The 21783-nt window shown below is 69.4% G+C and carries 27 protein-coding genes; 7 read left to right on the top strand and 20 right to left on the bottom strand.

Translation table 11 applies throughout. The features are described 5' to 3' along the window. The first annotated feature begins 16 nt into the window (after positions 1-16). A complete protein-coding gene (locus M446_RS05750; RefSeq protein WP_012331150.1) occupies positions 17-1471 on the top strand; it encodes a DUF1254 domain-containing protein in 1455 nt (484 codons plus the stop codon). A 41-nt stretch (positions 1472-1512) separates the two neighbouring features. Here M446_RS05750 and M446_RS05745 read toward each other — a convergent pair whose 3' ends face one another. From M446_RS05745 to M446_RS05715, 7 genes are read right to left on the bottom strand one after another with little or no spacing between them, the layout of a single operon-like run. Next, positions 1513-2787, bottom strand: coding sequence for a BatD family protein (locus tag M446_RS05745; RefSeq protein WP_012331149.1), 1275 nt, complete (start codon positions 2785-2787; stop codon positions 1513-1515). Continuing rightward, positions 2784-3446, bottom strand: a complete 663-nt coding sequence (locus tag M446_RS05740; RefSeq protein WP_012331148.1) for a tetratricopeptide repeat protein — start codon at positions 3444-3446, stop codon at positions 2784-2786. Before M446_RS05740 ends, M446_RS05745 begins: the two co-directional genes overlap by 4 nt. After that, a complete protein-coding gene (locus M446_RS05735) occupies positions 3443-4357 on the bottom strand; it encodes a VWA domain-containing protein (protein ID WP_012331147.1) in 915 nt (304 codons plus the stop codon). The genes M446_RS05740 and M446_RS05735 overlap by 4 nt, the downstream gene beginning before the upstream one ends. Next, the gene (locus M446_RS05730; RefSeq protein ID WP_012331146.1) at positions 4357-5385 is read right to left on the bottom strand and encodes a VWA domain-containing protein; all 1029 of its coding nucleotides are present in this window, start codon (positions 5383-5385) and stop codon (positions 4357-4359) included. Before M446_RS05730 ends, M446_RS05735 begins: the two co-directional genes overlap by 1 nt. A 2-nt stretch (positions 5386-5387) precedes the next feature. Beyond that, entirely contained in the window at positions 5388-5882 is a 495-nt protein-coding gene (locus M446_RS05725; protein ID WP_012331145.1) for a DUF4381 domain-containing protein, read from the bottom strand. Then, positions 5879-6883, bottom strand: a complete 1005-nt coding sequence (locus M446_RS05720) for a DUF58 domain-containing protein (protein WP_012331144.1) — start codon at positions 6881-6883, stop codon at positions 5879-5881. Before M446_RS05720 ends, M446_RS05725 begins: the two co-directional genes overlap by 4 nt. Positions 6884-6896: 13 nt before the next feature. After that, entirely contained in the window at positions 6897-7904 is a 1008-nt protein-coding gene (locus M446_RS05715; RefSeq protein ID WP_050777465.1) for an AAA family ATPase, read from the bottom strand. Between the two features lie 124 nt (positions 7905-8028). Here M446_RS05715 and M446_RS05710 point away from each other — a divergent pair, with 124 nt between their 5' ends. Next, positions 8029-8490 (top strand): DUF2721 domain-containing protein, encoded by a 462-nt coding sequence (locus M446_RS05710; RefSeq protein WP_012331142.1) that lies wholly within the window; start codon positions 8029-8031, stop codon positions 8488-8490. A gap of 9 nt (positions 8491-8499) precedes the next feature. On the opposite strand, the gene M446_RS05705 is transcribed toward M446_RS05710, so the two are convergent. From M446_RS05705 to M446_RS34135, 8 genes are all read right to left on the bottom strand, one after another. Beyond that, complete coding sequence (locus M446_RS05705) at positions 8500-9354, bottom strand: DUF4344 domain-containing metallopeptidase (protein WP_012331141.1); 855 nt, start codon at positions 9352-9354, stop codon at positions 8500-8502. Further along, complete coding sequence (locus M446_RS05700; RefSeq protein WP_012331140.1) at positions 9351-9770, bottom strand: hypothetical protein; 420 nt, start codon at positions 9768-9770, stop codon at positions 9351-9353. Before M446_RS05700 ends, M446_RS05705 begins: the two co-directional genes overlap by 4 nt. Then, entirely contained in the window at positions 9767-10744 is a 978-nt protein-coding gene (locus M446_RS05695) for a formylglycine-generating enzyme family protein (RefSeq protein ID WP_012331139.1), read from the bottom strand. The genes M446_RS05700 and M446_RS05695 overlap by 4 nt, the downstream gene beginning before the upstream one ends. Then, positions 10741-11745, bottom strand: a complete 1005-nt coding sequence (locus M446_RS05690) for an HAD family hydrolase (protein WP_043700870.1) — start codon at positions 11743-11745, stop codon at positions 10741-10743. The genes M446_RS05695 and M446_RS05690 overlap by 4 nt, the downstream gene beginning before the upstream one ends. A gap of 54 nt (positions 11746-11799) precedes the next feature. Beyond that, positions 11800-13458, bottom strand: a complete 1659-nt coding sequence (locus tag M446_RS05685; RefSeq protein ID WP_012331137.1) for an arylsulfatase — start codon at positions 13456-13458, stop codon at positions 11800-11802. A 94-nt stretch (positions 13459-13552) separates the two neighbouring features. Then, positions 13553-14287 carry an aquaporin Z gene (gene aqpZ, locus M446_RS05680; RefSeq protein WP_012331136.1) on the bottom strand — a complete coding sequence of 245 codons (735 nt, stop codon included), beginning with the start codon at positions 14285-14287 and terminating at the stop codon, positions 13553-13555. 15 nt (positions 14288-14302) lie between these two features. Then, entirely contained in the window at positions 14303-14512 is a 210-nt protein-coding gene (locus M446_RS05675; RefSeq protein WP_265576542.1) for a hypothetical protein, read from the bottom strand. Positions 14513-14662: 150 nt separating this feature from the next. Then, positions 14663-14998, bottom strand: a complete 336-nt coding sequence (locus tag M446_RS34135) for a hypothetical protein (protein ID WP_150108586.1) — start codon at positions 14996-14998, stop codon at positions 14663-14665. 92 nt (positions 14999-15090) lie between these two features. On the opposite strand from M446_RS34135, the gene M446_RS05665 reads away from it, so the two are divergent. Next, positions 15091-16134 (top strand): transporter, encoded by a 1044-nt coding sequence (locus tag M446_RS05665; RefSeq protein ID WP_043700868.1) that lies wholly within the window; start codon positions 15091-15093, stop codon positions 16132-16134. 244 nt (positions 16135-16378) lie between these two features. Next, positions 16379-16768: a GCG_CRPN prefix-to-repeats domain-containing protein gene (locus M446_RS05660; RefSeq protein WP_012331132.1), complete on the top strand. Its 390-nt coding sequence runs from the start codon at positions 16379-16381 to the stop codon at positions 16766-16768. Between the two features lie 233 nt (positions 16769-17001). On the opposite strand, the gene M446_RS05655 is transcribed toward M446_RS05660, so the two are convergent. Then, a complete protein-coding gene (locus tag M446_RS05655) occupies positions 17002-17409 on the bottom strand; it encodes a hypothetical protein (protein ID WP_012331131.1) in 408 nt (135 codons plus the stop codon). A gap of 1183 nt (positions 17410-18592) precedes the next feature. On the opposite strand from M446_RS05655, the gene M446_RS39610 reads away from it, so the two are divergent. Then, entirely contained in the window at positions 18593-18883 is a 291-nt protein-coding gene (locus M446_RS39610) for a DUF6894 family protein (protein ID WP_415926901.1), read from the top strand. A 78-nt stretch (positions 18884-18961) separates the two neighbouring features. Continuing rightward, a complete protein-coding gene (locus M446_RS05645) occupies positions 18962-19195 on the top strand; it encodes a hypothetical protein (protein WP_012331129.1) in 234 nt (77 codons plus the stop codon). A gap of 50 nt (positions 19196-19245) precedes the next feature. On the opposite strand, the gene M446_RS05640 is transcribed toward M446_RS05645, so the two are convergent. From M446_RS05640 to M446_RS05620, 4 genes are all read right to left on the bottom strand, one after another. Beyond that, a complete protein-coding gene (locus M446_RS05640) occupies positions 19246-19470 on the bottom strand; it encodes a hypothetical protein (RefSeq protein WP_012331128.1) in 225 nt (74 codons plus the stop codon). Positions 19471-19771: 301 nt separating this feature from the next. After that, entirely contained in the window at positions 19772-19999 is a 228-nt protein-coding gene (locus tag M446_RS05630) for a hypothetical protein (protein WP_012331126.1), read from the bottom strand. Positions 20000-20039: 40 nt separating this feature from the next. Then, on the bottom strand, positions 20040-20321 hold the full coding sequence (locus M446_RS05625; protein ID WP_012331125.1) for a YARHG domain-containing protein: 282 nt from the start codon (positions 20319-20321) through the stop codon (positions 20040-20042). A gap of 35 nt (positions 20322-20356) precedes the next feature. Beyond that, positions 20357-20593 (bottom strand): hypothetical protein, encoded by a 237-nt coding sequence (locus M446_RS05620; protein WP_012331124.1) that lies wholly within the window; start codon positions 20591-20593, stop codon positions 20357-20359. Between the two features lie 801 nt (positions 20594-21394). Between M446_RS05620 and M446_RS05615 the strand changes: the two genes are divergently transcribed. Continuing rightward, the gene (locus tag M446_RS05615) at positions 21395-21766 is read left to right on the top strand and encodes a hypothetical protein (RefSeq protein WP_012331123.1); all 372 of its coding nucleotides are present in this window, start codon (positions 21395-21397) and stop codon (positions 21764-21766) included. Positions 21767-21783 lie beyond the last annotated feature (17 nt).

Raw genomic sequence — 21783 nt, 5'->3', positions numbered from 1 at the left:
CCCTAGGCGCCACATCATGACCGCGGCCGCGCTCGCGCTGCTTGCGGCGACGCCGGCCGCGCGCGCCGAAGCCCTCGCGCCGTCGCCTGACTGGGCGGCCGCGCTGCCGCCGGCACCAGACAGCGCGGTCAAGATCACGGAAGCCTATGCCCGCATGGTCGCGCGCGACGCCTACTTCTGGGCCTGGCCGATGGAGAACATCTACAATCGCCGGCAGGCCAACAGCCAGGTTCGTGAGGCTGGATTGATGAACGGCGTGCTGGCGTTCGCGCCCCTGAACGCCATGGCCATGCTGCACGATTACATCGCACCCGAGCAGCGCTGGGTTGCCTGCCCGAACCAGGACGTCGTGTACGGAGCCTCCATCGCGGCGCTCGACGAGACGCCGGTCGTGCTTCAGGTCCCCGATTTCGGGAGCCGCTTCTGGGTCTACCAGGTGGTGGATACCCGCACCGACGGCTTCGCCCAGCTCGGCTCCATGTACGGCACGCGACCGGGCTTCTACCTGCTGGTCGGCCCCAACTGGACGGGCGAGGTCCCGAAGGGGATCGCCAGGGTGTTCCGGGCCAAGACGGGCACGGCGTTCGTGCTGCCTCGCGTCTTCATGGACGACACGCCCGAGGACCGACGGGCCATCCAGTCGGCCATCTCCGGGATCGACGCCTACCCGCTCGCGCAGTTCGACGGGACGATGAAGCGGCACGACTGGCGGCAGCTGCCCAAGTTGGGCTCGCCGGGGGAAGGAGGTGGCTCGGGAGAGACGAAGTGGGTGTTGCCGGAGAAGTTCTTCGACGAGCTGCCGTTGGTGCTGAGGGACGCGCCGCCGCTGCCGGGCGAGGAAGCCCGGTACGCGCAGGTCACCGCCGTCCTCGCCGCTGCTCGACGCGACCCGGCCCTCAAGCAGGCCATGGCCGACGAGGCCTCCAAGGCCGAGAGGGAGATGGTTGACCCGCTCCTCCAGTTTCGCAACTGGGGCGTGCAGCTCAAGGATCACTGGAGCACGACGTCCAACAACGCCGCGTTCGGCGTCGACTACTTCACTCGGACGGCGGCCGCAAAATCGAACATCTTCGTCAACGCACCCAACGAGACAAAGTATTACTACCAAGATCTCGATGTCTCAGGGGCGCGGCTCAACGGCGCCAAACGCTACACGGTGACCTTCGCGAAGGGAGAGACCCCGCCGGTCGACGGCTTCTGGTCGCTGACGCTCTACGACGCGGCGCACTTCTTCGTGCCGAACGCGATCCAGCGCTACTCGCTCGGCACCAAGAACAAGGCCATGAAGTACGGCCCGGACGGCTCGCTCACGGTGTACGTGCAGTCGGAGCCGCCCCCGGAGGCCCAGCGCGACAACTGGTTGCCGGCGCCCAAGGACGGGGACTTCACGCTCTACGTCCGAGCCTACTGGCCGAGGACCGCCGTGGTCGACGGTTCCTGGGTTCCGCCCGCGGTTCAGCGAGCGGATTGACCTCCACTCCGGAGGCGTCCCGGTCCCCACCTTCGTGGCCTTCAGGCGGGCCGATGGCTGGACGCAGGCGCGGCGGGGTTCAACGGCGGCAGGTCCATTCGCTTCGCTCTGATGACCTCCTTCGCCAGATCCCTGCGGACCTTCGGGACGACGTTGCGGAGCTGCCGCCCCGCGTCGGCCGACCAGGAGCCCCCCTCACCGAACAAGGTACGCTCCAGTTCGCCGGCGAGCGGCGCGAGGCGCCGATCATGCCTCGCGTCCCGCCGCACGCCGGAAGGTAGCCGGGCAAGCCATATCGCGAGCGCCCGGTAAGTCGCCGGGGCATCGCCGCTCCGGGCAACCCGGCGCAACTCGGACAGTGCCGTCGCTTCCGTGGTGCCGGCGTCTCGGCCCTGCCGGCGTCGGAGGGCCAATGCGAGACCCAGCAGCAAAGCGATCCCGAGCAACGCTCCGGCGGCCCAAGCCCATGTCCTTCCGCGGCGAGGCGCCGGCTCCGTCGCAGAGGCTGCCTGAGCTACGGCTACCCTGACGCCGGCAAGCGTCACCGCCCGCGCGCGCGCTTCGTCCAGATCCCACCAGGGCTGGACGACGGCCGGCAGGTCGTAGCTGCCCGGCTTCTCGAAGACGTAGGTCACCCGGTCGACACGCGACCCGGTGACGGCGCCGCGGTTCATCCGGTCCTCGGAGCGCGGCGGGTCGACGTAGATCCGGACGCCCTCGGGAGCGGTGAAGGCGAGGTCGGCCATACCCATAGCCGGAACGCCGTCGGCGCTGCGGCGGATCGCGCGCACCAACGCGCCGCCGGGCTTGAGCCGCGCCTGCGCAGGGTCGGGCTCCCAGGTCTGGGTGGCGTCGACCTGTTCCGCGGCGATGACGGGTCCGGATGCGTCGAGCCGCGGAGGCACGGTGACGACGAGGCGCCGCGCCTCGCCCCTTGCCGTTCCCGCTGGGTCACCCGCAGCGTCGAGCAGCGTGACCTCTGCGGCCGGGATCTCGATGGCTCCTCCCCGGCGCGGGAACACGACGAACTCGAACTGTTGCCCGACGTAAGGCTGGCCACCGATCTCGTCGTTCGTGGTGACGCCCTGGGTCTCGAAGCGCAGGACCTGGGCACCCGGAGCGTCGCCGACCCTGACCCGCGGCGGGCGCGGCATGCTGCCGGGGAAGAGCACGTCCACCCGGAGGTGAACCGGTTGGCCCACGACGATGCCTCTTGTCGCGTCGACCTGGGTCCGGACCACGACCTCGGCTGCCTTCGCCGCTGCGGTGCTCGCCCAAGCAACTGCCAACGCGAGGGCAGCGACCAGCCTCCTCATGGTCGTGTCCCCGAGGGCGCCCCGGAATCGGCGCCGGACGCCGTTTGGAGTTGGTAGGCGAACTTCACCCGCAGGAAGTCTGCCGGCCGCGTCTGCACCCGCTTCAGCCAGAGGGCCCGGACCGCCTCGTCCGACATGGGCTTCCCGTCGCCCTCGACCGTGGTGTCCGCGCCGCCCTTCTTGCCCTTGTCGTAGACGACCTCGTCGGGGCTCGACTCGGTGTCCCCGGTCTCGCCTCCCTCCTGGCGCATGCGCTCGGCCCGCAGGCGCGCGATCTCGCGGTTGGCGGCCGCATCCTCCCATCCGGGGCGGAGAGCCAGCGCCCGGTCGTAGCGCCTCACGGCGTCGTCGTACTTGCCGAGAATCACCAGGGCGTTGCCCTGGTCATAGGCGCCCTCCGCCGTGTCGACGCCTCCGAACGCTTGCGCCGCCCCCTTGAAGTCGCCCGCCCGGAACAGAGCCACGCCGCGCCAGACCGGATCGCGGAACGCGGAAGCCGCCTCGCCCGGACGGCCTCGCGCCATCAGGAAGCGCCCGCGCTGGTCCGGCGTGAGCAGGAGGTTCCGCAAGCCGACGTTGTAGGCGGTCGCACCGAGCGCCAGGAACAGGGCCAGTGACACGAGGACGTAGGGGTGCGGTGGCTTGGCGAGGCGGATCATGCCGTCACCCAACCGCGGCGAAACCAGAGAAGCGTGAGGAGGGCGAGGAGCGGCGTCAGCCAATAGCCCGCCTCCCTCCAGTGCTGCCCTTCGCCCGCCACCTCGGCCGCGCGGCCGGTGCGGTCGAGCCGTCGGGCGACCACGTCGACATCGGCCTGATCCACCGTGGTCGCGACGAGGTCCGCATCGAGAGCGCGAGCGACGTCGGCGAGGCGTCCTCGATCCTGGTCCGGCGGCAGCAGCGCGAAAACCGTCGCGGGGTGACCGAGGCGGGAAAGGCCGAGGCCACCGGCCGAGATGGCCGTGGTGTCGGCCATCAGGAGGATCGAGCCGCCGTGGCCGCCTCCCGCGAGGACGCGGTCGGCCAGCGCGGCGGCGCCCGCGATGTCGTCGCCCTCGCGGGGCATGATCTCGGGCGAGAGGGCCTGCGCCAGGTTCAGGACGACGGTGGCGTCCGGCGTCGGCGGTAGGACGAGATGGCTGGAGCCCGAGTAGGCGATGAGGCCGGTGGAAGCGCCCTCGCGCAGCTTGAGCAGGTCGGCCAGCTTCTGGCGCGCCCGGTCGAGGCGGGTCGGCGCCAGGTCCGGGGTCATCATCGTGGGCGCGACCCGAAGGACGACCAACACAGGGGGCTTGGCATCCGCGAAGGGTGACGGCTCGCGCTCCCACACGGGTCCCGCAACAGCGGCCGCGGTGACGAACCAGACGGCGAGGAGCAGCGCGTTCGGCGAGAACCACGACCGGCGCTCCCGCCCAACGAGCAGGTGCCGGAGGAGTTCCGGGTCGATCACGCGCCGCCAGCGCTGGGCCTCGTCCGACCGCCGGCGCTCCAAGTACCAGAGCGCCGCTGCCGGCAGCAGCAGCAGGAGCCAGGCCGGGCGCTCGAAGTGGAAGGCCGCGAGGGCGCTCATCACGAGGTCCTCGCCTTCGACGCCAGCCCGGGCCCGGACAGGGGCGCACGCGACGTGGAGCGGCCCCGTAGAAGCAGGTGAACGGCTTGCGCGAGCAGCGAGACGAGCAGGGCCACCGCGAGCGGGACCCAGTAGACGTCCTTCCGCGGGCGGAACGTGACCGTGTCGATCCGGCGGGTCTCGGTCCCGTCCAGGCGGCCGTAGATACGGGCGAGCTCGTCGCGGTCGAGGGCGCGGAAGAAGCCGCCGCCCGTCGCGGACGCCACGTCCTTCAGTGCCGTCTCGTCGAGCTTGTCCTCGCCGACCGTCGAGGGGTCCCCGATGGCGACCGTGTGGATGACGATGCCCTTGTCCTTGGCGACACCCGCGGCCTCGGTCGGCGGCACCTGGCTGGCCGTGTCGTTGCCGTCGGTGAGGGCGATGATGGTCTTGGCCTTCACCGTGCTCCGGTCGAACAGGGCAATCCCGAGTCCGATGGCGTCGCCTAGGGCCGTGCGAGGGCCCGCCATCCCGACGACCGTATCGCGCAGCATCTCGCGGCAGAGGTCGAGGTCCGTGGTGAACGGCACGAGCGCGAAGGGCGCGTCGCCGAAGACCACGACCCCGGCGCGGTCGCCCTTGCGGCGTGACAGGAAGTCGTCGAGCACGGCCTTCACGGCCGTCAGCCGGTCGACGGTCCTGCCGGACGCGTCGGTGAAATCCTTCGTGTCCATCGACCCGGAGAGGTCCACCAACAGGAGGAGGTCGCGCGTCGGCTGGTCCCGATGGAGCGGCGCCTCGATCCATTGCGGGCGCATCAGGGCGGCGAGCGCGAGAAGCCAGCAGGCGACAAGCGTCGCGAGGCGCGGGAGGCTTCGCGGCGCCACCAGCCCGCCCGCGTGCGGGTTCCGGCCCGTAAGGGCGACTAGCCGGGCGAAGAAGGGGACGCGCAGTCCCGCGTGACATGTCACGTGCGCCGGCAGGAGCCACCACGCCAGGGCCGGCAGGGGAGCCAGAAGGAAAAGCCAGGGATAAGAGAACGTGAGCACGCTTAGCCCGCCCCTGCCTTGGCTGCTGGCCGGTGCTCGGCGACCCAGATGCGGGCCTGCTCGATCAACCTGCGGACGTCGGCAGGCTCCGGACCATGGGCGCCGTAGGCTTCGCAAAGCAGCCTGCGCAACGCGGGCGCATCGAGCCTGCCCCTGCCGCTTCCGGTGAGGAAATCGGCCCACCTCGCACCGCTCAGGGGCGCGACCTGCTCGCGCGGGAAGGCCACCAGCGCCGCCCGCTTCATCACCTCCGAGACGCGCTCGACGGCACGGGCATACGGCTGGGGCGACGCCGCGAGGGCGTCGAGTTCCGCGAGAGCCGCGTGTCGATAGGCATTGGCGCGGTGCCGTCTCCGGACATCCCGCAGGAAAAGGGCCAGCATGGCCGCGAGCCCCGCCAACACGATCCAGGTGCCGGGTGCCGAGGGCCAGAACGACACCGGGGCCGGCACCGCAAGGTCCCGTAGGTTCTCCAGGCTGCCGGGATCCGGGTTCATGGGGCTGTCCCTCCGACGCTGGTGAGACGACGCTCGGCCCTTCTCCCGATCAGCGCCTGCAACTGGGTCGCGACATCCTGGGCGGTCGTGACCGGGAGCACGGGGATGGCTCGCCGGAGCGAGAGCGCGCCCAGGCGCTCCCGCCACTCGGCGCGATCGTCCGAGTAGCGGCTGCGCAGGCTCTTCGAGGAGGAATCGACCTCGACCTGTGCCTCGCCCGAGCTGAACACCGCGGGCCCCACGTCAGGGAGCTCGAGTTCGAGCGGGTCGTGGACATGCACCGTCAGGACATCGTTGTGGGCCGTGAGGCGCGTGACGAGGCGCGCGGTCTCGGCGTCCTCGCCCGCGGCGTCGGTGACGAGGCAGACGAGCCAGTCGTGCGTCGCCAGGCGCTCGGCCCGGCGCAGGGCCTCGTTGAGCTGCCCGTCGGCTCCGGGAGAAGGGGCGCCGGTACCGAGAAGTCCGTTCCGACGCGCGACCTCGGCGATGACCCGGACGGCCCCCGTCTCTCGCCCCTGCGGTCTCACCTCGGTCATGTCGACGTCGCCGAACACGACCGCACCGACCCGGTCGCCGAGCGATGTGACCCGCCAGGCCGCGAGCGCCGCGACTTCGGCCGCGACGACCGACTTCATTGCCCGCCGGCTCCCGAAGAACATCGTGGTGCGCTGGTCCACGAGGAGCAGGACCGGCCGGTCGCGCTCCTCCGAGTAGACGCGGACGTGCGGCGCTCCGAGGCGCGCGGTCGCCAGCCAGTCGACGGTGCGGGTGTCGTCGCCCTCGAAGTAGTGGCGCAGCTCCTCGAAGTTCAGGCCCCGTCCGCGCAGGCGGGAGGCGTGCCGGCCCGAGAGCAGGCTGTGCACGGGCTGCCGCGGCAGGAAGCTGAAGCCCTTGGCCCGATGCCGAAGGCGCAGGAGGGCGTCGAGGCCGACGTAGGCACGCGCTCCGTTCGACGGCTTCCCGTCACCTACCTCACCGCGCCGCTCGATCGACCGCGCCATCGCGTGCCCCTCGTCAGACCGCCACCGCGACCTGCTTGATCACCTCGTCGAGGACCCCGTCGGCCGTCACGCCGTCCGCGCCGGCCTCGTAGCTCAGGGAGACGCGGTGCCTCAGGCAGTCGTGCGCCACAGCCTGGACGTCCTCCGGCGTGGCGTAGTCCCGCCCGCGCAGCCATGCGTTCACGCGCGCGCAGCGGTCGAGGGCGAGCGAGCCGCGCGGGCTCGCCCCGATGGCGACCCACGCCTTCAGCTTGTCCCCGAACTCTCCGGGCCGGCGCGTGGCGGCCACCAGGCCGACCATGTACGCCTCGACGGCATCCTTGGTGACGACGCGGTCGATCTCGGCCCGGGCGTCGAGGATGGTATGCTGCGGGATTTTCGGCGGCTTAGGCGCCGCCGCTCCCGCCGGGGTCTGCTCCGACCGCACGAGGCGGAGCACCCGGACCTCGTCGGCGTCCGACGGATAATCGATCCGGACGTGCATCAGGAACCGGTCCATCTGTGCCTCCGGCAGCGGATAGGTCCCCTCCTGCTCGATGGGGTTCTGGGTGGCGAGCACCATGAACAGGGGCGGCAGGTCGTAGCGCTTGCCGGCCACCGTCACGTGCCGCTCCTCCATCGCCTCCAGCAAGGCGGACTGAACCTTGGCGGGGGCGCGGTTGATCTCGTCGGCCAGCACCAGGTTCCCGAACACCGGGCCCTTGCGGAACTCGAAGTGCCCGTCGTTACGCAGGATCTCGCCGCCGGTGACGTCTGATGGCAGGAGGTCGGGCGTGAACTGGATGCGGCTGAAATCGGATTCCAGGTTCTTCGACAGGCTCTTGATCGCCCGGGTCTTGGCAAGCCCCGGCAGGCCTTCGAGAAGCACGTGGCCGTCGGCGAGGAGCGCGATGACGATGCGCTCGACCACGCGCTCCTGGCCGATGATGTCACAGTTGATGCGCGCCTGCAGGTCGAGGACGGCGGCGCGTGCCGCGGAGCCCGTTCCCACCTCTGCTCGGTCCTGGACGTCCTTCAACATGCCGGTGCGCTCCCCGCGGGAGTTTGGACGAGCGGACGCCCAAGTCAGCCCTGTTACCGTTACAGCCTTGCCAACCGAAGGCGGCCTGCGACCTCAGTCTCGGGCCCAGCCCGGCGCGAGGACGATGCTCAAGGACGTTCCGGTCGACGAGATCACGCACGTCATCGGCCTCGCGACCGCGCCGGCGTTCCTGCTCGGAGCCGTCGCCGGGCTGTTGTCCCTCCTGGTCCTGCGCCTCACCCGCATCGCGGACGTCGTTCGCTCCTTGGTGGCGGACCGCGAGCGAGCCGACGGACGATGGGGGGATGCCACGCTCCGGGACGCGCTCCGGCGGGCATGGCACACGCGGTGGGCCATCACCCTTTGCGTGCACAGCGGCATCGTCACGGGCTGGATGGTCATCCTGACCTTCGTCGACGCCATGTTCGGCTTCCACAACAGCCCCGCCATCGCGGTGCTGTTCATCGCCGCCCTGGCGCTGTTCACGAGCGCCCTGGTCTTCCTTCTCCTGGAAATCCGCCTCTCGGTCGCGGACATCGCGCGCATCGAGCGCGCGCTTCGCGACGGGCGAGCCGAAACCCGTTGAACCCGGCGGCTACCGTCCCCGCGCGGCACGCTCGAACGCGCGGCGCAGCCGCTCGCCGCGGCCCGGCCTCACGCGCAGGTGCGGGACGATCAGCCTGTCGAAGGCGAAGGCGACCTGGTCGTACTCCTCGCCGCAACCCTCGGCCCGCTCCTTCGGCAGGTAGCCCTTGGCCACGAGGTAGCCGAACCGCTTCTCGTTCGATCCGTAGGCCAGGCAGGCGAGGTTGTAGAAGCGCTGCCAGGAGAAGCCGTGGACGTCCGCGAAGCCGCCCTTGTCGACGGGCTCGTCCTTGCCCGTCGTCGCGAAGAAGAAGGCGCTCCCGTTCACCACCGTGCGCGCCTCCTTGCCGCCCAGTTGGAGCAGGGCGAAGGACGCCACCTGATCGGCCGCGTCCTCCTCGCGCCCGAGGATGGGCACGCGGAGGAGGTCGAAGAGCGCGTGCCCGCTCTCGTGCATGAGGATCTGGGCTACGGGACCCACGAGCGCGTCGTGGCGGGAGACCCCAGCAGGCGACCTGGTCTTCGGCGCGACCTCATGGATGCTGGCGACGAGTTCGTAGCAGAGTGTCACGCTCCGGTTCTCGGGGTCGTACCAGGCGTTCAGCTCCCCGGCGCACTCCTTGAGGCGGTACGTCAGCCGGGTCGGTAGCCGGGCCAGCCCGACGATGGCGCCGACACGCTCCAGCACGCGCTTCCGACGCATGGAATCGTAGATCTCGCGGTAGGCCGCCTTCTTCGGTGCCTCGTAGACGACGCGGATGCGGTCCGAGCCCGCGGAGGCTGCGCCGCGTGCTTCTGCAGCTTCGATGGGCAAGACGACGCAGACGGAGGCGAGGGCAAGCGCGCGACCCGACGTGCGGCTCATGGGCGTCCATCCCCCGCTGCCACGTCCACGCGCGCCATCGCGCGGATCGTCGGCCGGTCCTCGGCCGAGACGATCCGTCCGTTCTGCCGGCTCGAGCGATAGACCGGGAGCGCGATCTCGCCGCCCCGCAGGAGGCGGCGCACCCGGACGACCGCGACCTCGTGCACGCCGTCCGGCGCGGTGTGGACATCCGCAATGTGGCCGATGGGGTGGCCATCGGAGGTGTAGACCCACTTTCCCCGTCCGGCTCGGCGCAGGCTCTCCGCGAGGATCTGGTAGTAGGCGTTGTCCCATCCATCGACGCTGGACGGCGGTGCCTGTGCGTGGGCCGCGGAAGCGCTGGCGAGCGGCCCCGTCAGCAGCAGGGACTGGAGCAGCCGCCTCCAGGGCCCGGCGAGCCGGCCCCGAACGCTCATGGGCGGTCTCCCGACCGCCGGATGCAGCGGAACCCGATGTGGCTCGTCGAGGTGTCGACTGGGTGGGGGTGGCGGGCAGCCGGGCGATACCGACGGCAGTAGTTCGGCGCGCAGAGGTGCGAGCCGCCCTTGACCACCCTTCGCGGGATACGGATCCCGGGCTGGCTTGGGTCGAAACTCTCGTCCGCTTGGCCGCCTCTGGGGTTCTGCGGGATGCAGCAGGCCTTCGCCGCGTCGGCAGGGTGCTTCGGGACGTAGAAGTCGGTCGTCCACTCCCAGACGTTGCCGGTCATGTCGAAAAGGCCGTAGCCGTTCGGCGGGAATGCCGTGACCGGCGAGGTGCGCTCATAGCCATCCTCGGCCAGGTTCTGGTGCGGGAAGGCGCCCTGCCAGGTGTTGGCCATGTGCCGGCCGCCGGGCGTGAGTTCGTCGCCCCAGGCGAACTCCGCCCCGTCCAGGCCGCCGCGCGCGGCGTATTCCCACTCGGCCTCGGTCGGCAGCTCTTTGTCCGCCCAGGCCGCGTAGGCTTCGGCGTCGGCGTAGGCGACGTGCACCACGGGATGTTCGTCGAGCCCGGCGATGGAGGAGCCTGGCCCGTAGGGGCGGCGCCAGTGCACACCGAACTTGAAGCGCCACCACGCGCCCCAATCCCGTAGGTTGACCGGCCCCTTCGGCGGCTTGAACACCAGTGAGCCGGCCTGGAGCATGTGGGGCAGCGCGCCGGGGTAGTCGGCGGCGTCGGGTTTCCGCTCGGCCATGGTCACGTAGCCGGTGGCGCGCACGAAGGCGCGGAACTGCGCGTTCGTGACCGGCGTCGGGTCGATCCAGAAGCCGTCGATGCGGACCCGGTGGGCCGGGGCCTCCTCCGGGTAGTGCCGGTTGGAGCCCATGCGGAACGTGCCCCCGGGCAGGAACACCATATCCCGGACCGCGTCCGGAGCGGGGGGGCGGTCGAGAAGGGCCGTATGCGTCATCGGTCGCTCCTTGGCGCAGGCGGGAAGACGGCGTTCCAGTCCCGCTGCATGTCGACGACCGTCCACCCGCGCCGGCCGGCCTCGTCGAGGGCTTTGTCGAGGCGCCCGACGTGGGACTGGCGGTCGTAGGCGAATTCGCGCTCGGCATCGGTGTGATGCACGAGGCCCAGGAAGCGGGGCCCGGCTCCCGCAGCCGTCCATTGCAGCATCTGGTGGTCCCCGTCCGAGTTGCCGAAGGCGAGGACGGGCCGGCGCCCGATGAAGCGGTCGATGCCGGACGGCTTGCTGGGACCGTCGTCGATGAACTCGACCTTGGGCTCCTTCACGAGGACCGGCGTCCCGTCGGGCCTCAACTCGAACTTCGTGACACCGGACGAGCCCACGACCTGCTCGGGTGGGACGCCGTAGGTCCGCTCCGCGAAGACGCGCATGAACTCGACGCCCCCGCCCGAGACGATGAAGGTCTTGAAGCCGTTGGCACGCAGGTAGGCGAGCAGCTCCAGCATCGGCTGGTAGACGAGGCTGTCGTAGGGCCTGCCGAAGCGGGGATGGCGCGCGGTCTTCAGCCAGTCCGCGACGATGCCGTTGAAGGTCTCGGTGGTCATGCCGGCGTGGGTCGCCGCCATGACCTGGAGCAGGCCTCGCTCCCCGGCGGCCGCGACGGCCTTGGGGTCGCCCTCGACGATGCCCTTGAAGGGCTGGGCGTCCTTCCACTCCGGATGCTCGGGCGCGAGCGCCTTCACCCGGTCCAAGGCGAACGCGACTTGGAAGTAGATCGGCTGCTCCGCCCACAGGGTGCCGTCGTTGTCGAACACGGCGACGCGTTCGGCCGGTGCGACGAAGTCCGGGCCGCCCCCGCCGCTGACGCGAGCGACGAAATCGAGGATGGCCCGTTTCGGAGCGCCGTCGTTCCAGGAAGGCAGCGGGCCATCCTGGGATCGGGCCGCTCTCACCCACGGTGGCCCTGCCAGGATGGGGACGGCCGCCGCGGCCGCAAGCATCCCACGGCGGCTGAAGGTACCTGTCCGCGAGGACATCGCCGGTCTCCTGACGCCCTACTGGCTATGCGCCTCTGTCGCACGGCGCATCTTCTCGATGATCTGGTCGATGCTGAAGCTCGCCGCCCGCTGGCGAGGGGGGAATTCGCGGAACGTCGCGAGGAACTTGGCGACTTCCTCCTGGGCGGGAAAGATCAGGTAGGGCTGCGAGACGAACCAGTCGTAGTAGGTGTTCGATGTGATGTCGGCGCGCTCGTAAGGGTCCGCCCGCAGGTCGAACAGCTTCGGCATGCGCAGCGTAGTGAAGGGCTCGGCCCAGATCCGCATCGTGCCCGGGGCACGCTGTTCCTCGAAGACGATTTTCCAGTTCTCGTAGCGCATCGCCACGAGGTCGCCGTCGTCGTTGAAGTAGAAGAACTTGTTGCGGGCGCTACGGTCCTGCTGCCCGGTGAGATACGGAAGCTGGTTGTAGCCGTCCAGGTGAACCTTGAAGGTCTTCGCACCGGCCGTGTGACCCTTCAGGAGCTTGCCCGTGATGTCGGGATCACCTGCGGCCGCCATGAGCGTCGGCACCCAGTCGAGCCCGCTGACCATCTCGTTCGAAACCGATCCGGCCTGGATGTGCCCGGGCCAGCGGATCATGCAGGGCACCCGGAAGGCGCCTTCCCAGTTCGTGTCCTTCTCGCTCCGGAACGGCGTCATCGCGGCGTCCGGCCAGGAGTTCATGTGCGGGCCGTTGTCGGTCGTGTAGAGGACGATGGTGTCGTTCGCGATGCCGAGGTCGTCGAGCTTCTTCAAGAGCTGCCCGATGTGCCCGTCGTGCTCGACCATCCCGTCGGCGTACTCGGTCCGGGCTGTGAGGCCCGGGGGGCTCCGGCGGTCCGCCGCGACGTGGGTGCGGAAGTGCATCCGGGTCGAGTTGAACCAGCAGAAGAACGGCTTGCTGGCCCGAACCTGGCGCTCCATGAAATCCATCGCGGCGGCCGAGGTCTCGTCGTCGATGGTCTCCATCCGCTTCTTGGTGAGCGGGCCCGTGTCCTCGATCTTGCCGTCCGCCGACGCCTTGAGGACGCCGCGGGGACCGAACTTCTTCCGGAACTCGGGATCGCGCGGGTAGGTCCGCTGCTCGGGCTCCTCCTCGGCGTTGAGGTGGTAGAGGTTGCCGAAGAACTCGTCGAAGCCGTGGTTGGTCGGCAGGTACTCGTCCCGGTCGCCGAGGTGGTTCTTGCCGAACTGCCCCGTGGCGTAGCCGAGCGGCTTGAGGAGCTCGGCGAGGGTTGGGTCCTCCTTCTGCAGGCCCACCGTCGCGCCGGGCACGCCGACCTTCGACAGCCCCGTACGCAGGGTCGACTGCCCCGTGATGAAGGACGAGCGGCCGGCCGTGCAGCTCTGCTCGGCATAGTAGTCGGTGAACATCATGCCCTCGCGGGCGATGCGGTCGATGTTGGGGGTGCGGTATCCCATCAGGCCGAAGGTGTAGGCGCTGATGTTCGACTGCCCGATATCGTCGCCGAACATGACCAGGATGTTGACCGGTCGGCCCGAGCCGCCGGTCCTGGCGGGCGCGGGCTGCGGGGACGGCGCGGGCGCCTGTGCCTGGGCGCCCATCGTGGATGCGGCCAGCGCGGTCCCCCCCAGGAGCATCGCGCGGCGGCTGAACGCCCGGCCCGCCTCCTGCTTCACGTCGAGGTCGTTCAGCCGCCGTGTCTCGCTCATGGTCCTCTCCTGAAGGGTCGGTCGCGGTCATGGAGCCCGGGTGCGCGCGGCGCCCGGATCGAGGGTGTCAGGGGTTTCGGCAGCGTTCTCCCGCTCACTCCGCCGGGGCGGGCGGCACCATGCCGGTGACCTGCGCCGACGGCTCCGCGCTGATCCAGTGGTAGAGCATCCCGCCCAACGTCCCCCCGAGCAGCGGTGCGACCCAGAACAGCCAGAGCTGCCCGACGGCCCAGCCTCCGGCGAAAAGGGCGGGGCCCGTGCTGCGGGCCGGGTTCACCGAGAGGTTCGTGACCGGGATGCCGACGAGGTGGACCAGCGTCAGCGCGAAGCCGATTGCGAGGGGCGCGAAGCTGACCGGCGCCTTGCCGTGGGTCGCCCCCATGATGATGAACAGGAACATCATCGTGAGCACCACCTCGGCCATGAGGCAGGAGACCAGGCCGTAATGCCCCGGCGAGTGGTCGCCGTAACCGTTCGCGGCAAATCCCTTCGCCGCGTCGAAGTCGGGCGCGCCGCTCGCGATTGCGTAGAGCAGCGCCGCGGCGGCGATCCCGCCGATGACCTGCGAGACCACGTAAGGGGGGATCTCGCGTGCTGGGAAGCGTCCGCCCGCGGCGAGCCCGCACGTGACCGCCGGGTTGAGATGGCAGCCCGAGATGTGGCCGATGGCGTAGGCCATGGTCACCACGGTCAGGCCGAAGGCCAGCGACACGCCGAGCAGGCCGATGCCGACCTGCGGGAAGGCCGCCGCGACGACGGCGCTGCCGCAGCCGGCGAAGGTGAGCCAGAACGTGCCGATGGCTTCGGCCGCGCACTTGCGGATGTCCATGGAAGCCTCCTCAGGTCAGCGAGGGCAGCGGTCCCAGAAGCCCTTCGTCCGGGACGCGTCGGTGTAGAACCAGCAGTAGCCGGAGGCCGGCGGGGAGCCCGCCCAGGCGGCGGCCGTCGCCGCGCCGACGAAGCCGAGGGCCGCTCCGGCCGCGATGGCGCCACCGGCCGGCCACCATGCGCCGTAGGGACGGTAGACGCCGCCGACCACAACGTTCCGGCGCACCACGACGGCGTTGCGTCTGACGCCACCGCCGTGCCAGCCCGGTCGGACCCTGCCCGCGATGGGGCGCCGGACGCCGCCGCCATGCCAGCCAGGCCTGACCCGGCCCGCGATGGGGCGTCCGATGCCGCCGCCCGCGAAGCCCGGGCGTCCCTACCCACCCCAGAACCCGCCCATCCTGCGCCCTGCGAAACCGCCACGGAAGCCTCCGCCCCTGAAGCCGCCGCCACGGAAGCCGCCGCGGAAGTTGTGCCGGCGCGCGACGGGCACGAGCGTGACGCCCGGCCCGACATCGGTCATCGCGGCGACGGGCAGCGGAGCCGCCTGCGCGGGCTCCAACGGCGCGGGAGCGGCCAATGCGAGGAGAGCCTTGCAATCAATTAAGCCGTTCACCCGCATCTTATGCTGCTCCGCGTTTATTTTAGGGATCTCGGCACGACGGTTCGCCGGCAATATGCCGTTGCAATAATTCAACACCGTTGACAGCAACCAGGAGATGCTCGGGTTTTCTATTTATGTCATCCGGGACCTTCCGTAGCCTGGACTTGGTAGCAACGACGCCGGGGCGAAGAATGCCAACCATGAAAGGGAACGGGGCCACTCTCGCAAGGCCGCTGAGGGCCGTTGCCGCCCTCGCGCTTGCAGCGGCGGTGTACGGCAGCCCTCCCTTCGAGCGGGAGGCGGAGGCCGCCGAGGCCGCGACGGGCGTTTACCTGCTGGGTATCCGAGGTCCCCTGGCGGGCGTCACTCCGCCGCCTGGCTTCTACTTTGAGGATGACTTCTACCACTACTCCGGAGCGCTCGGCGGCGGCCGCGTCTTCCAGTCGGGTGGCGTGGTGGCCGCGAACGTCCGCCAGGACACCAACATCAATCTCGTCACCCCGCTCTGGGTGACGCCGGTCGAGATCTTCGGGGGACAACTCGGCTTCTCGGTCGCGATACCGTTCGGCGAGCCCACCGTGAGCGCGGCGACCCTGCTGTACTCGCCCCGCATCGACCGCGTCGTTGGGGGACGAGTGAGCGACTCGACCTTTAACGCCGGCGACCCCTTTGTGTCCGCCTTCATCGGTTGGCACTCCGGCAACTTCCACTGGAGCTTGAACCTGAGCGGGAACATTCCGGCGGGGGCCTACGAGGTCGGCCAGCTCTCGAACGTGGCCCTGAACCGGCCGGCTATCGACCTCACGGGCGCGCTCACCTACCTCGACCCGGTGGCGGGCTACGAGCTCTCGGTGACGCCCGGCGTAACCTTCAACTTCGAGAATCCGGCGACCCGCTACATCTCGGGCAACGAGTTCCACGTCGAGTGGTCGGCCACGAAGTTCCTGACGAAGGAGTTCACCCTCGGGTTCGTCGGCTTCCACTACCAGCAGTTCACGGACGACAGCGGCCCCGGCAACCGCATCGGGCCGTTCCGCGGCCGGGTGACGGCGCTGGGCGGCATGCTCGGCTACGACTTCAAGGTGGGCCAGACGCCGGTCACGACGCGGGTGAAGGTGCTGCGCGACGTCGAGGTGCAGAACCGGTTCGTCGGCACCACCCTGTTCGTGTCCGTGGCCGTCCCGCTCTGGGTGGCTCCCCCTAAGGCCGCCCCGGAGCCTCGTCCGCTCGTCGCGAAGAATTAGCATCCGGGCCGCTCCGTCGGACCTGGGAAGCGCGGGGCCGCCCCCCTGAGGTGACCCCGCCGGGAGATCCTCCCCGCTCCCGAACCCCGATGTCATCACTGTTACTGTTACAGCGGTGACACCCCCGCGGGCCGGCGCTCTAGTCCCACCGTCCGTCGCGCCTCACGAGGAGCGGCGAGCGGTAGGAGGGGCGCCGGCGCGACCATCCGCTCGGCCAGCCCCGGCTCACGCTGGAGTGCACGCGATGCGAAGCAGGGGATTGGTGGCGCTCTTCGCCCTGGCCTTCGGGGCCTGGCTCGGACTCGGCGCGATGGAGAAGGGCCGGATCGGCGTCGACACCGCCGAGGCCGTGGGGGGCTGCGGGATCGGCTTCCATCGAGGGCCATACGGCGCCTGCCGGCCGAACGTCTACGGTGGCTACTATGGCGCGCCCGGGTACTACGGCGGGGGCGCCGTGTACGGCTACCGCGGCGGCGCCGTCTACGGCTACCGCGGCGGCGCCGTCTACGGGCGGCGGGTCTACGGCGGCCGGGTCTACGGCGGTCGCGGCGTTTACGCGCGCCGGGTGGGTGGCTTCGCAGGCGGGCGAGGCTTCCACGGCGGCGGCTTCCGCGGCGGCCGGTTTCACCGATAGCTGGCTGGATACCTAAACCCTTGTCGAGGGCGACCTCGGGCCGCTCTCCAGGCTCGCCCCGAACCCGAGGATGCTCTCGACGCGAGCCTGACCGTCGGCAGTCGCCTGGAGGAGGACGCTGATCTCGTCGATGCGCGACCTTCAGCGATAGCTCCTTCGGTCCGGCACGGCGGGAAGCGGCGGGCGTCTGACCGAGCCTTGCGCGGGCGGTGACCCGTCCGGCGCCCGGTCCGTCAGGCCCTGATAACTTCGGGTGCAACCTGGATGAGACCGTCGCAGGTCAGGAACGGTTCGGACAGGAGCACGGCGATGTGGTGATCCGGCACGGCCGGTTCCGGCAGCGGCAGCGTGATGTCGTCGTCCGCGAGCGGGATCTCGTCGCCGAAGGTCTCGGCGAAGTCGAAGGCTTGTTCCTCGTTCTCGACGACCTGCACGGCGTGCCGGTGGTTCGGCCCGGTCAGGTCGCACCCGCGTACGACCCGCGCGTGCAGCGTTCCGTCTGCATCCTCCCAGTGGGGTCCAGAGCATCCTCCCAGTGGGGTCCAGAGCACATGCGACCGCTCCTGGGCCTTGAGGACTGTCCAGGCGCCGCGCTCGTCGTGATCGTAGGTGATCTGCGCGAGCATGAAGACGATGTTCATCCAATCCGAAATGGGCAGCCTGGGAGATGGTCGGGGCACAGAGCTAGGCCTTCGCATTCATGTCTGCCCATAGATCAACAGCGGACCTTCAGATATGCGAAGTTGAAGGTCAGCTCGTGGCGCATTCCTGCCCTTAGGGTGTGCTTCCGCCAAGGGTAGAGAAATACCCGCTGCGGACCTCGCGCGCGGACATCAAGCGTCAGATGCGGACCAGTAGCGGACCTCCCTACCCTCGGGCTCGCGGTCGACGGCCGGCCGGCTATTACGGCGGCATCGGCCCTCGACCAGCTGATCAGCGCGTCCGGCCGCGCGGAGAGCGCCGCCGACAAACTCACCCAGTCGTTCAGCAGGGTCGGTGCAGCCGTGAACTAGATGGCGGAGCAGCTCAACGGCCTCCTGCGGAAGAGCGTGATCGTAGCGGTGCCGGTGGAGATGGCGGGGATAGGGCTCAAGTGAGCTCCGCCCTTCGAGGTCGGCTGGGGCGGCGAGCCGCCCTCCTTGCTGCGTGGACGGTGGTACGTACACACGCCAGCAACGCGGCCGAGGCAGCCTGATCCGGTCCAGCGGATCCCCCTCCTCTCCACGCCGGACCGCCGGCCGGCCCTGGGGCTATCCGAGGACCTCGGCGCCGGCTCCACTCCCCCGGCGCTCCGATTGATGGCACGAGAGCCCTGGCGGCCGTACGACGAGGCCCTTGGGGCTCTCTATTTCCAGCGCTTTCGAGTACCTGGTCAGCCTGTTCAAGGGGAAAGTCCAGGCACGGCGCGCCCCGGTTCGAAACGCCGCCAGCCTGAACCGCAGTAGGTCCAAGCTCCTCAGGAGAGGAGGGGTTCAATTGTCGGAGGCTGCATTTTATGGCGCGCGATCATTATGCCGGCTTAATCGATGGCGCGGAGGAGCGCCTGTTTAACGGTGATCTCTGATGCCATTGCCGTGAACAAAATCCCATCCCGCGCCTTTGGATCAGAAGCTCTTAACATGGATCAAGTGGCTCCGCTTGACCGCAGAAGGTGCAAGTGAATGCATGATCAAATCCTCCTCAAGCCCAGACTGGATCGCACGTACACCCTGTTCAGTGGAGGGCGGCCGCTCGTGCATGGATTGGACAAAGTTCAAGCGCTGCGCTTTGCAGAGAGACTCGGCGGAGTCATGGAGCCTTGTCGCGTAAAGCGGCGGAGTGCATATGCTCAGGCGTCTTAGAAGACCGCGTTCAGGGGGACTAATGCCGCATTTCTATTTTCATTTCCGCGACGTGGACCGCGTCGAAAGCGACGACATCGGCATCGAGTGCTCCAGTGTCGAGGAAGCTTATCTCGAGGCGTGTGAGGCAATCCCGGGCGTCTTGGGCGACGTCGTTCAGGCGGGTCGCGATCCGCGCGCATGCGCGTTCGAGATCGCCAATGCTGCGGGCCAGCATCTCATGCAGGTCCCCCTCCTAGAGCCGATCAGGTCAGCAAGGCGCCGTGCAGCGTAGCCGCCGCACTCCCGCCGGTGACATGCCCGGTATGGGCAGCGCAGGCCGAAGCACCGCAGCACTGAACACGCGGGCGTCGTGTCGAACCCGGAGCATGAGGTCGAGCAGCTCGCCTTCGCCAATCGGCACATGGCAGAGGGCGAGGGACGGCTTGGGGCTCAGGAGGCTCTCGTCGCGCAGCCGGCCGACAAGGGCGCCCCGGCGCACCTTGCCGAGGATCTTCTGCGAACGATGGAAGTCTCCCAGGCGCAGACGCTCCGCCACCGTGCGTTCATCGCCGAGATGACCGCGAGGCTGACCGGGCATGCCTGAATGGCCCGCCAGCCCGCCAGCCCGCTCGACCGGAAGCGCGGAGGCGAGCGTCAACCCTGCGGGTCGTGCGTGGTCACGACCTCGCGGCCGTCCCGATCCACGACGCGGTAGTGCGCCCCACCCGGCGGGAGCCCGAGCTCCAGGATGTGCTGCTGGGCGGCCGCGTTCGCCTCGTCGAGGCCCGGGAACTCGCCGGGCAGGCGGTACGTCGGTCGGCCCGCCTCGCTGCCGGGCGCTGGCGGCTCGACCCGGATGATGTCGACGAAGTAGCTCATCACCGGAGGATGCCAGAGGCGGCGAGCTGCGCAAGGCGGGGCGCCCCACCCGCCACCGCGACGGTCACGCAGACCCCGCAGGGGCCCCGGGTCGACATCCAGATGGAAAAGATGCTCGGCGGAAAGATCGCTGACGGCCGCCTGGATGTGATGATGCGCAGGCGCTTCGGTACGAGGGCGACCGGCTGATGGCGGCGACCTATCCCTCCGGGCTGCCGTCGCCGTGGCGGGGGAGCCGGGGGTGCTCAGCAACCGCCTCGCGGCTGGCTTCCTGGTGGGAGAGGTGATCACGAGCTGCCCTCTAGCTCGCCATCGTCTCGACCGCCGCCCGCGCCCGGAGCTGATCCATGACCGGCGCCAGCAGCGGCGGCACCTCCAGGCTGTACTCCTCCAGCAGCAGCCCTGCCGCGACCAGGGCGCTCATGTGCTCGCCCGGCACCGCCACTCCGACCATGTGATCCTTGTAGATGCGATCGGCCAGGAGGTGGGCCAGGCGCGAGACCTCGGCGAGGCGTGGCGGCTGATCCACGACGCTACTCATGGGTCACCGAGATAGAGCATCAGCCGCTTCACGGAGGACACCCGTTGGCACGCTCGAACGCCTGGATTTCAGCAATGGCGGCCCGCTGGCGTACCGACAGCGGCACGTCCGCCTGACTGTCGTACCGGCATCCGGCGTTGCCGAACGTCCTGATCGCTCTCGGCGACTTGAAGCAGTAGCCGCCCTGTTTGAACAGGATGTTGCGCTGGTACCAAGCCTCTTCGCAGGATTGCGCGAAGGCTGGGCCGGAGTGCGCGACCGGGAACAACACGGCTGCTGCGGCCGCAGCGAAAAGACAGCGGCACGTCATTTCGGGTGGTCCTTTGCCTTCATGCCCATCATTCCTCACGCGTGGCCGCTCTGATCCGAGAAAATGCGCCGGGCCTCGGCTCGCAGGACGTCAAGCTCATCCTGGAGGCCGTTGATCTGGCCCTCCAGCTCGTCGAGCGTCACGCACTCTGCGGTCAGGTAGACGACCTCTCCGCTCGGTCCTGACGTGCCAGCAACGGCAATGGACACACGAGCCGGCATCGTGGTCGTGGCAGGCTCGATGTGGAGAGTGACGGTGCCGAGCTGGCGCATGTCAGGACTCCCGATTGGTTTTGCGGAGACGCACGCCGGGGCCGCCATCGACCATCTCGCCAGCCGACAGGAACACGACGGTGGCGGCTTCAAGGACGCCTTCTCGTGAGAATGGCACGCACCCAGCGCCACAAGCGCACGAGAGTGCCCTCAAGGACGGCTTCGACCACCCAGAGGATCTGCTGCCAGCGCGAGGGTGGTACTCGCTTAGGAAGGTGAGTGGGCACCGTCGGTCGCCTCTCACTTCAGGTAGCCCTTGGCTCTGTGGTGCTTGGATGGGCGCATCAGAACTGGGGCTCCGACCTCAGCGCGATTTCGACGAGACGGCGAACAGCCTCCGGCCGCGAAGGCTTGGGATCGGGCTGGTGTCCAATCCAAGCGTCGAGGGCAGCCACAAGGTCCGGCTGAGCGCGGACAACAATTTGCTGCCCTTTGCCCGTGGGGGGCGGGCCGCGACGTTTCTTTGCTAGCACGGTTTCTTGCGACATGGCAAAACCGTGCTAGCACAAAGACGGCCCGACCGGAAGGTGGACACTCCCGGCCAGGCCTGACCACAACCGTCTCCTGGGGATCAGTCATGGCCATCTGGACACCTACCACGCCGGCCCGCGCCGGCGAACGCTCCCGCTCACCCTCCACACAGGTTGGACCGGTCACAGCTGCCATCCGGGCCATGCGCACCGGGGAGCCGGCCCGCGGCCCGATTGTGGTCTTGCGCAAGGCCCTGCAGAGGCGGTTCGCTCCTAAGGATCCCGAGGCGGCGCAATCGTTCGCCGCCCTGTGCACTGAAGAGAGCCTGTGATGAGCACGCTGCAGACTGATCCGATCTTCGTGGCCATCGAGAGCCACCGGCAGGCCTACGCGCAGCACAGTGAGGCCGTCGACGCATACGCCAAGGTCGATCCAGGCCACTCGAGCGAGCGCCGCCTGCAGGCGCTCATTGGCGAGTTCCAGGCGCGGCATGATGTTCTGCTCCGCGCCTTGCTGCCGACGAGGCCGACCTCGACGGCCGGGCTCACCGCCCTCGCGACGTACCTGCCCGACATCGTTCGCCAGGTCGAGGATGGCGCGGCAGACAAGCCGCTGACCGAAGCGGCACTTGAGGCCGTCTGCGCGGCCATTCAGGCCCTCGTGGAGCCCGAGCCGCGGCCCGCGTCCGGCCTGCAGACCTGACCATCCATGAGCTCGTG

The organism is Methylobacterium sp. 4-46, from assembly GCF_000019365.1.
Classification (GTDB): Bacteria; Pseudomonadota; Alphaproteobacteria; order Rhizobiales; family Beijerinckiaceae; genus Methylobacterium.
The sequence above is the reverse complement of the archived record's forward strand: the minus strand, read 5'-3'. Positions and strand labels throughout refer to the sequence as shown.

Coding starts and splice junctions, on each gene's coding strand:
- M446_RS05710 (WP_012331142.1), top strand. CDS start 8,029: ATGCTCAAGGACGTTCCGGTCGACGAGATCACGCACGTCATCGGCCTC.
- M446_RS05705 (WP_012331141.1), bottom strand. CDS start 9,354: ATGAGCCGCACGTCGGGTCGCGCGCTTGCCCTCGCCTCCGTCTGCGTC.
- M446_RS05660 (WP_012331132.1), top strand. CDS start 16,379: ATGCGAAGCAGGGGATTGGTGGCGCTCTTCGCCCTGGCCTTCGGGGCC.
- M446_RS05715 (WP_050777465.1), bottom strand. CDS start 7,904: ATGTTGAAGGACGTCCAGGACCGAGCAGAGGTGGGAACGGGCTCCGCG.
- M446_RS05725 (WP_012331145.1), bottom strand. CDS start 5,882: ATGAACCCGGATCCCGGCAGCCTGGAGAACCTACGGGACCTTGCGGTG.
- M446_RS05720 (WP_012331144.1), bottom strand. CDS start 6,883: ATGGCGCGGTCGATCGAGCGGCGCGGTGAGGTAGGTGACGGGAAGCCG.
- M446_RS05735 (WP_012331147.1), bottom strand. CDS start 4,357: ATGAGCGCCCTCGCGGCCTTCCACTTCGAGCGCCCGGCCTGGCTCCTG.
- M446_RS39610 (WP_415926901.1), top strand. CDS start 18,593: ATGCTCAGGCGTCTTAGAAGACCGCGTTCAGGGGGACTAATGCCGCAT.
- M446_RS05750 (WP_012331150.1), top strand. CDS start 17: ATGACCGCGGCCGCGCTCGCGCTGCTTGCGGCGACGCCGGCCGCGCGC.
- aqpZ (WP_012331136.1), bottom strand. CDS start 14,287: ATGGACATCCGCAAGTGCGCGGCCGAAGCCATCGGCACGTTCTGGCTC.
- M446_RS05695 (WP_012331139.1), bottom strand. CDS start 10,744: ATGACGCATACGGCCCTTCTCGACCGCCCCCCCGCTCCGGACGCGGTC.
- M446_RS05625 (WP_012331125.1), bottom strand. CDS start 20,321: ATGACGTGCCGCTGTCTTTTCGCTGCGGCCGCAGCAGCCGTGTTGTTC.
- M446_RS05700 (WP_012331140.1), bottom strand. CDS start 9,770: ATGAGCGTTCGGGGCCGGCTCGCCGGGCCCTGGAGGCGGCTGCTCCAG.
- M446_RS05620 (WP_012331124.1), bottom strand. CDS start 20,593: ATGCGCCAGCTCGGCACCGTCACTCTCCACATCGAGCCTGCCACGACC.
- M446_RS05615 (WP_012331123.1), top strand. CDS start 21,395: ATGAGCACGCTGCAGACTGATCCGATCTTCGTGGCCATCGAGAGCCAC.
- M446_RS05655 (WP_012331131.1), bottom strand. CDS start 17,409: ATGAACATCGTCTTCATGCTCGCGCAGATCACCTACGATCACGACGAG.
- M446_RS05665 (WP_043700868.1), top strand. CDS start 15,091: ATGAAAGGGAACGGGGCCACTCTCGCAAGGCCGCTGAGGGCCGTTGCC.
- M446_RS05685 (WP_012331137.1), bottom strand. CDS start 13,458: ATGAGCGAGACACGGCGGCTGAACGACCTCGACGTGAAGCAGGAGGCG.
- M446_RS05690 (WP_043700870.1), bottom strand. CDS start 11,745: ATGCTTGCGGCCGCGGCGGCCGTCCCCATCCTGGCAGGGCCACCGTGG.
- M446_RS05745 (WP_012331149.1), bottom strand. CDS start 2,787: ATGAGGAGGCTGGTCGCTGCCCTCGCGTTGGCAGTTGCTTGGGCGAGC.
- M446_RS05740 (WP_012331148.1), bottom strand. CDS start 3,446: ATGATCCGCCTCGCCAAGCCACCGCACCCCTACGTCCTCGTGTCACTG.
- M446_RS05640 (WP_012331128.1), bottom strand. CDS start 19,470: ATGAGCTACTTCGTCGACATCATCCGGGTCGAGCCGCCAGCGCCCGGC.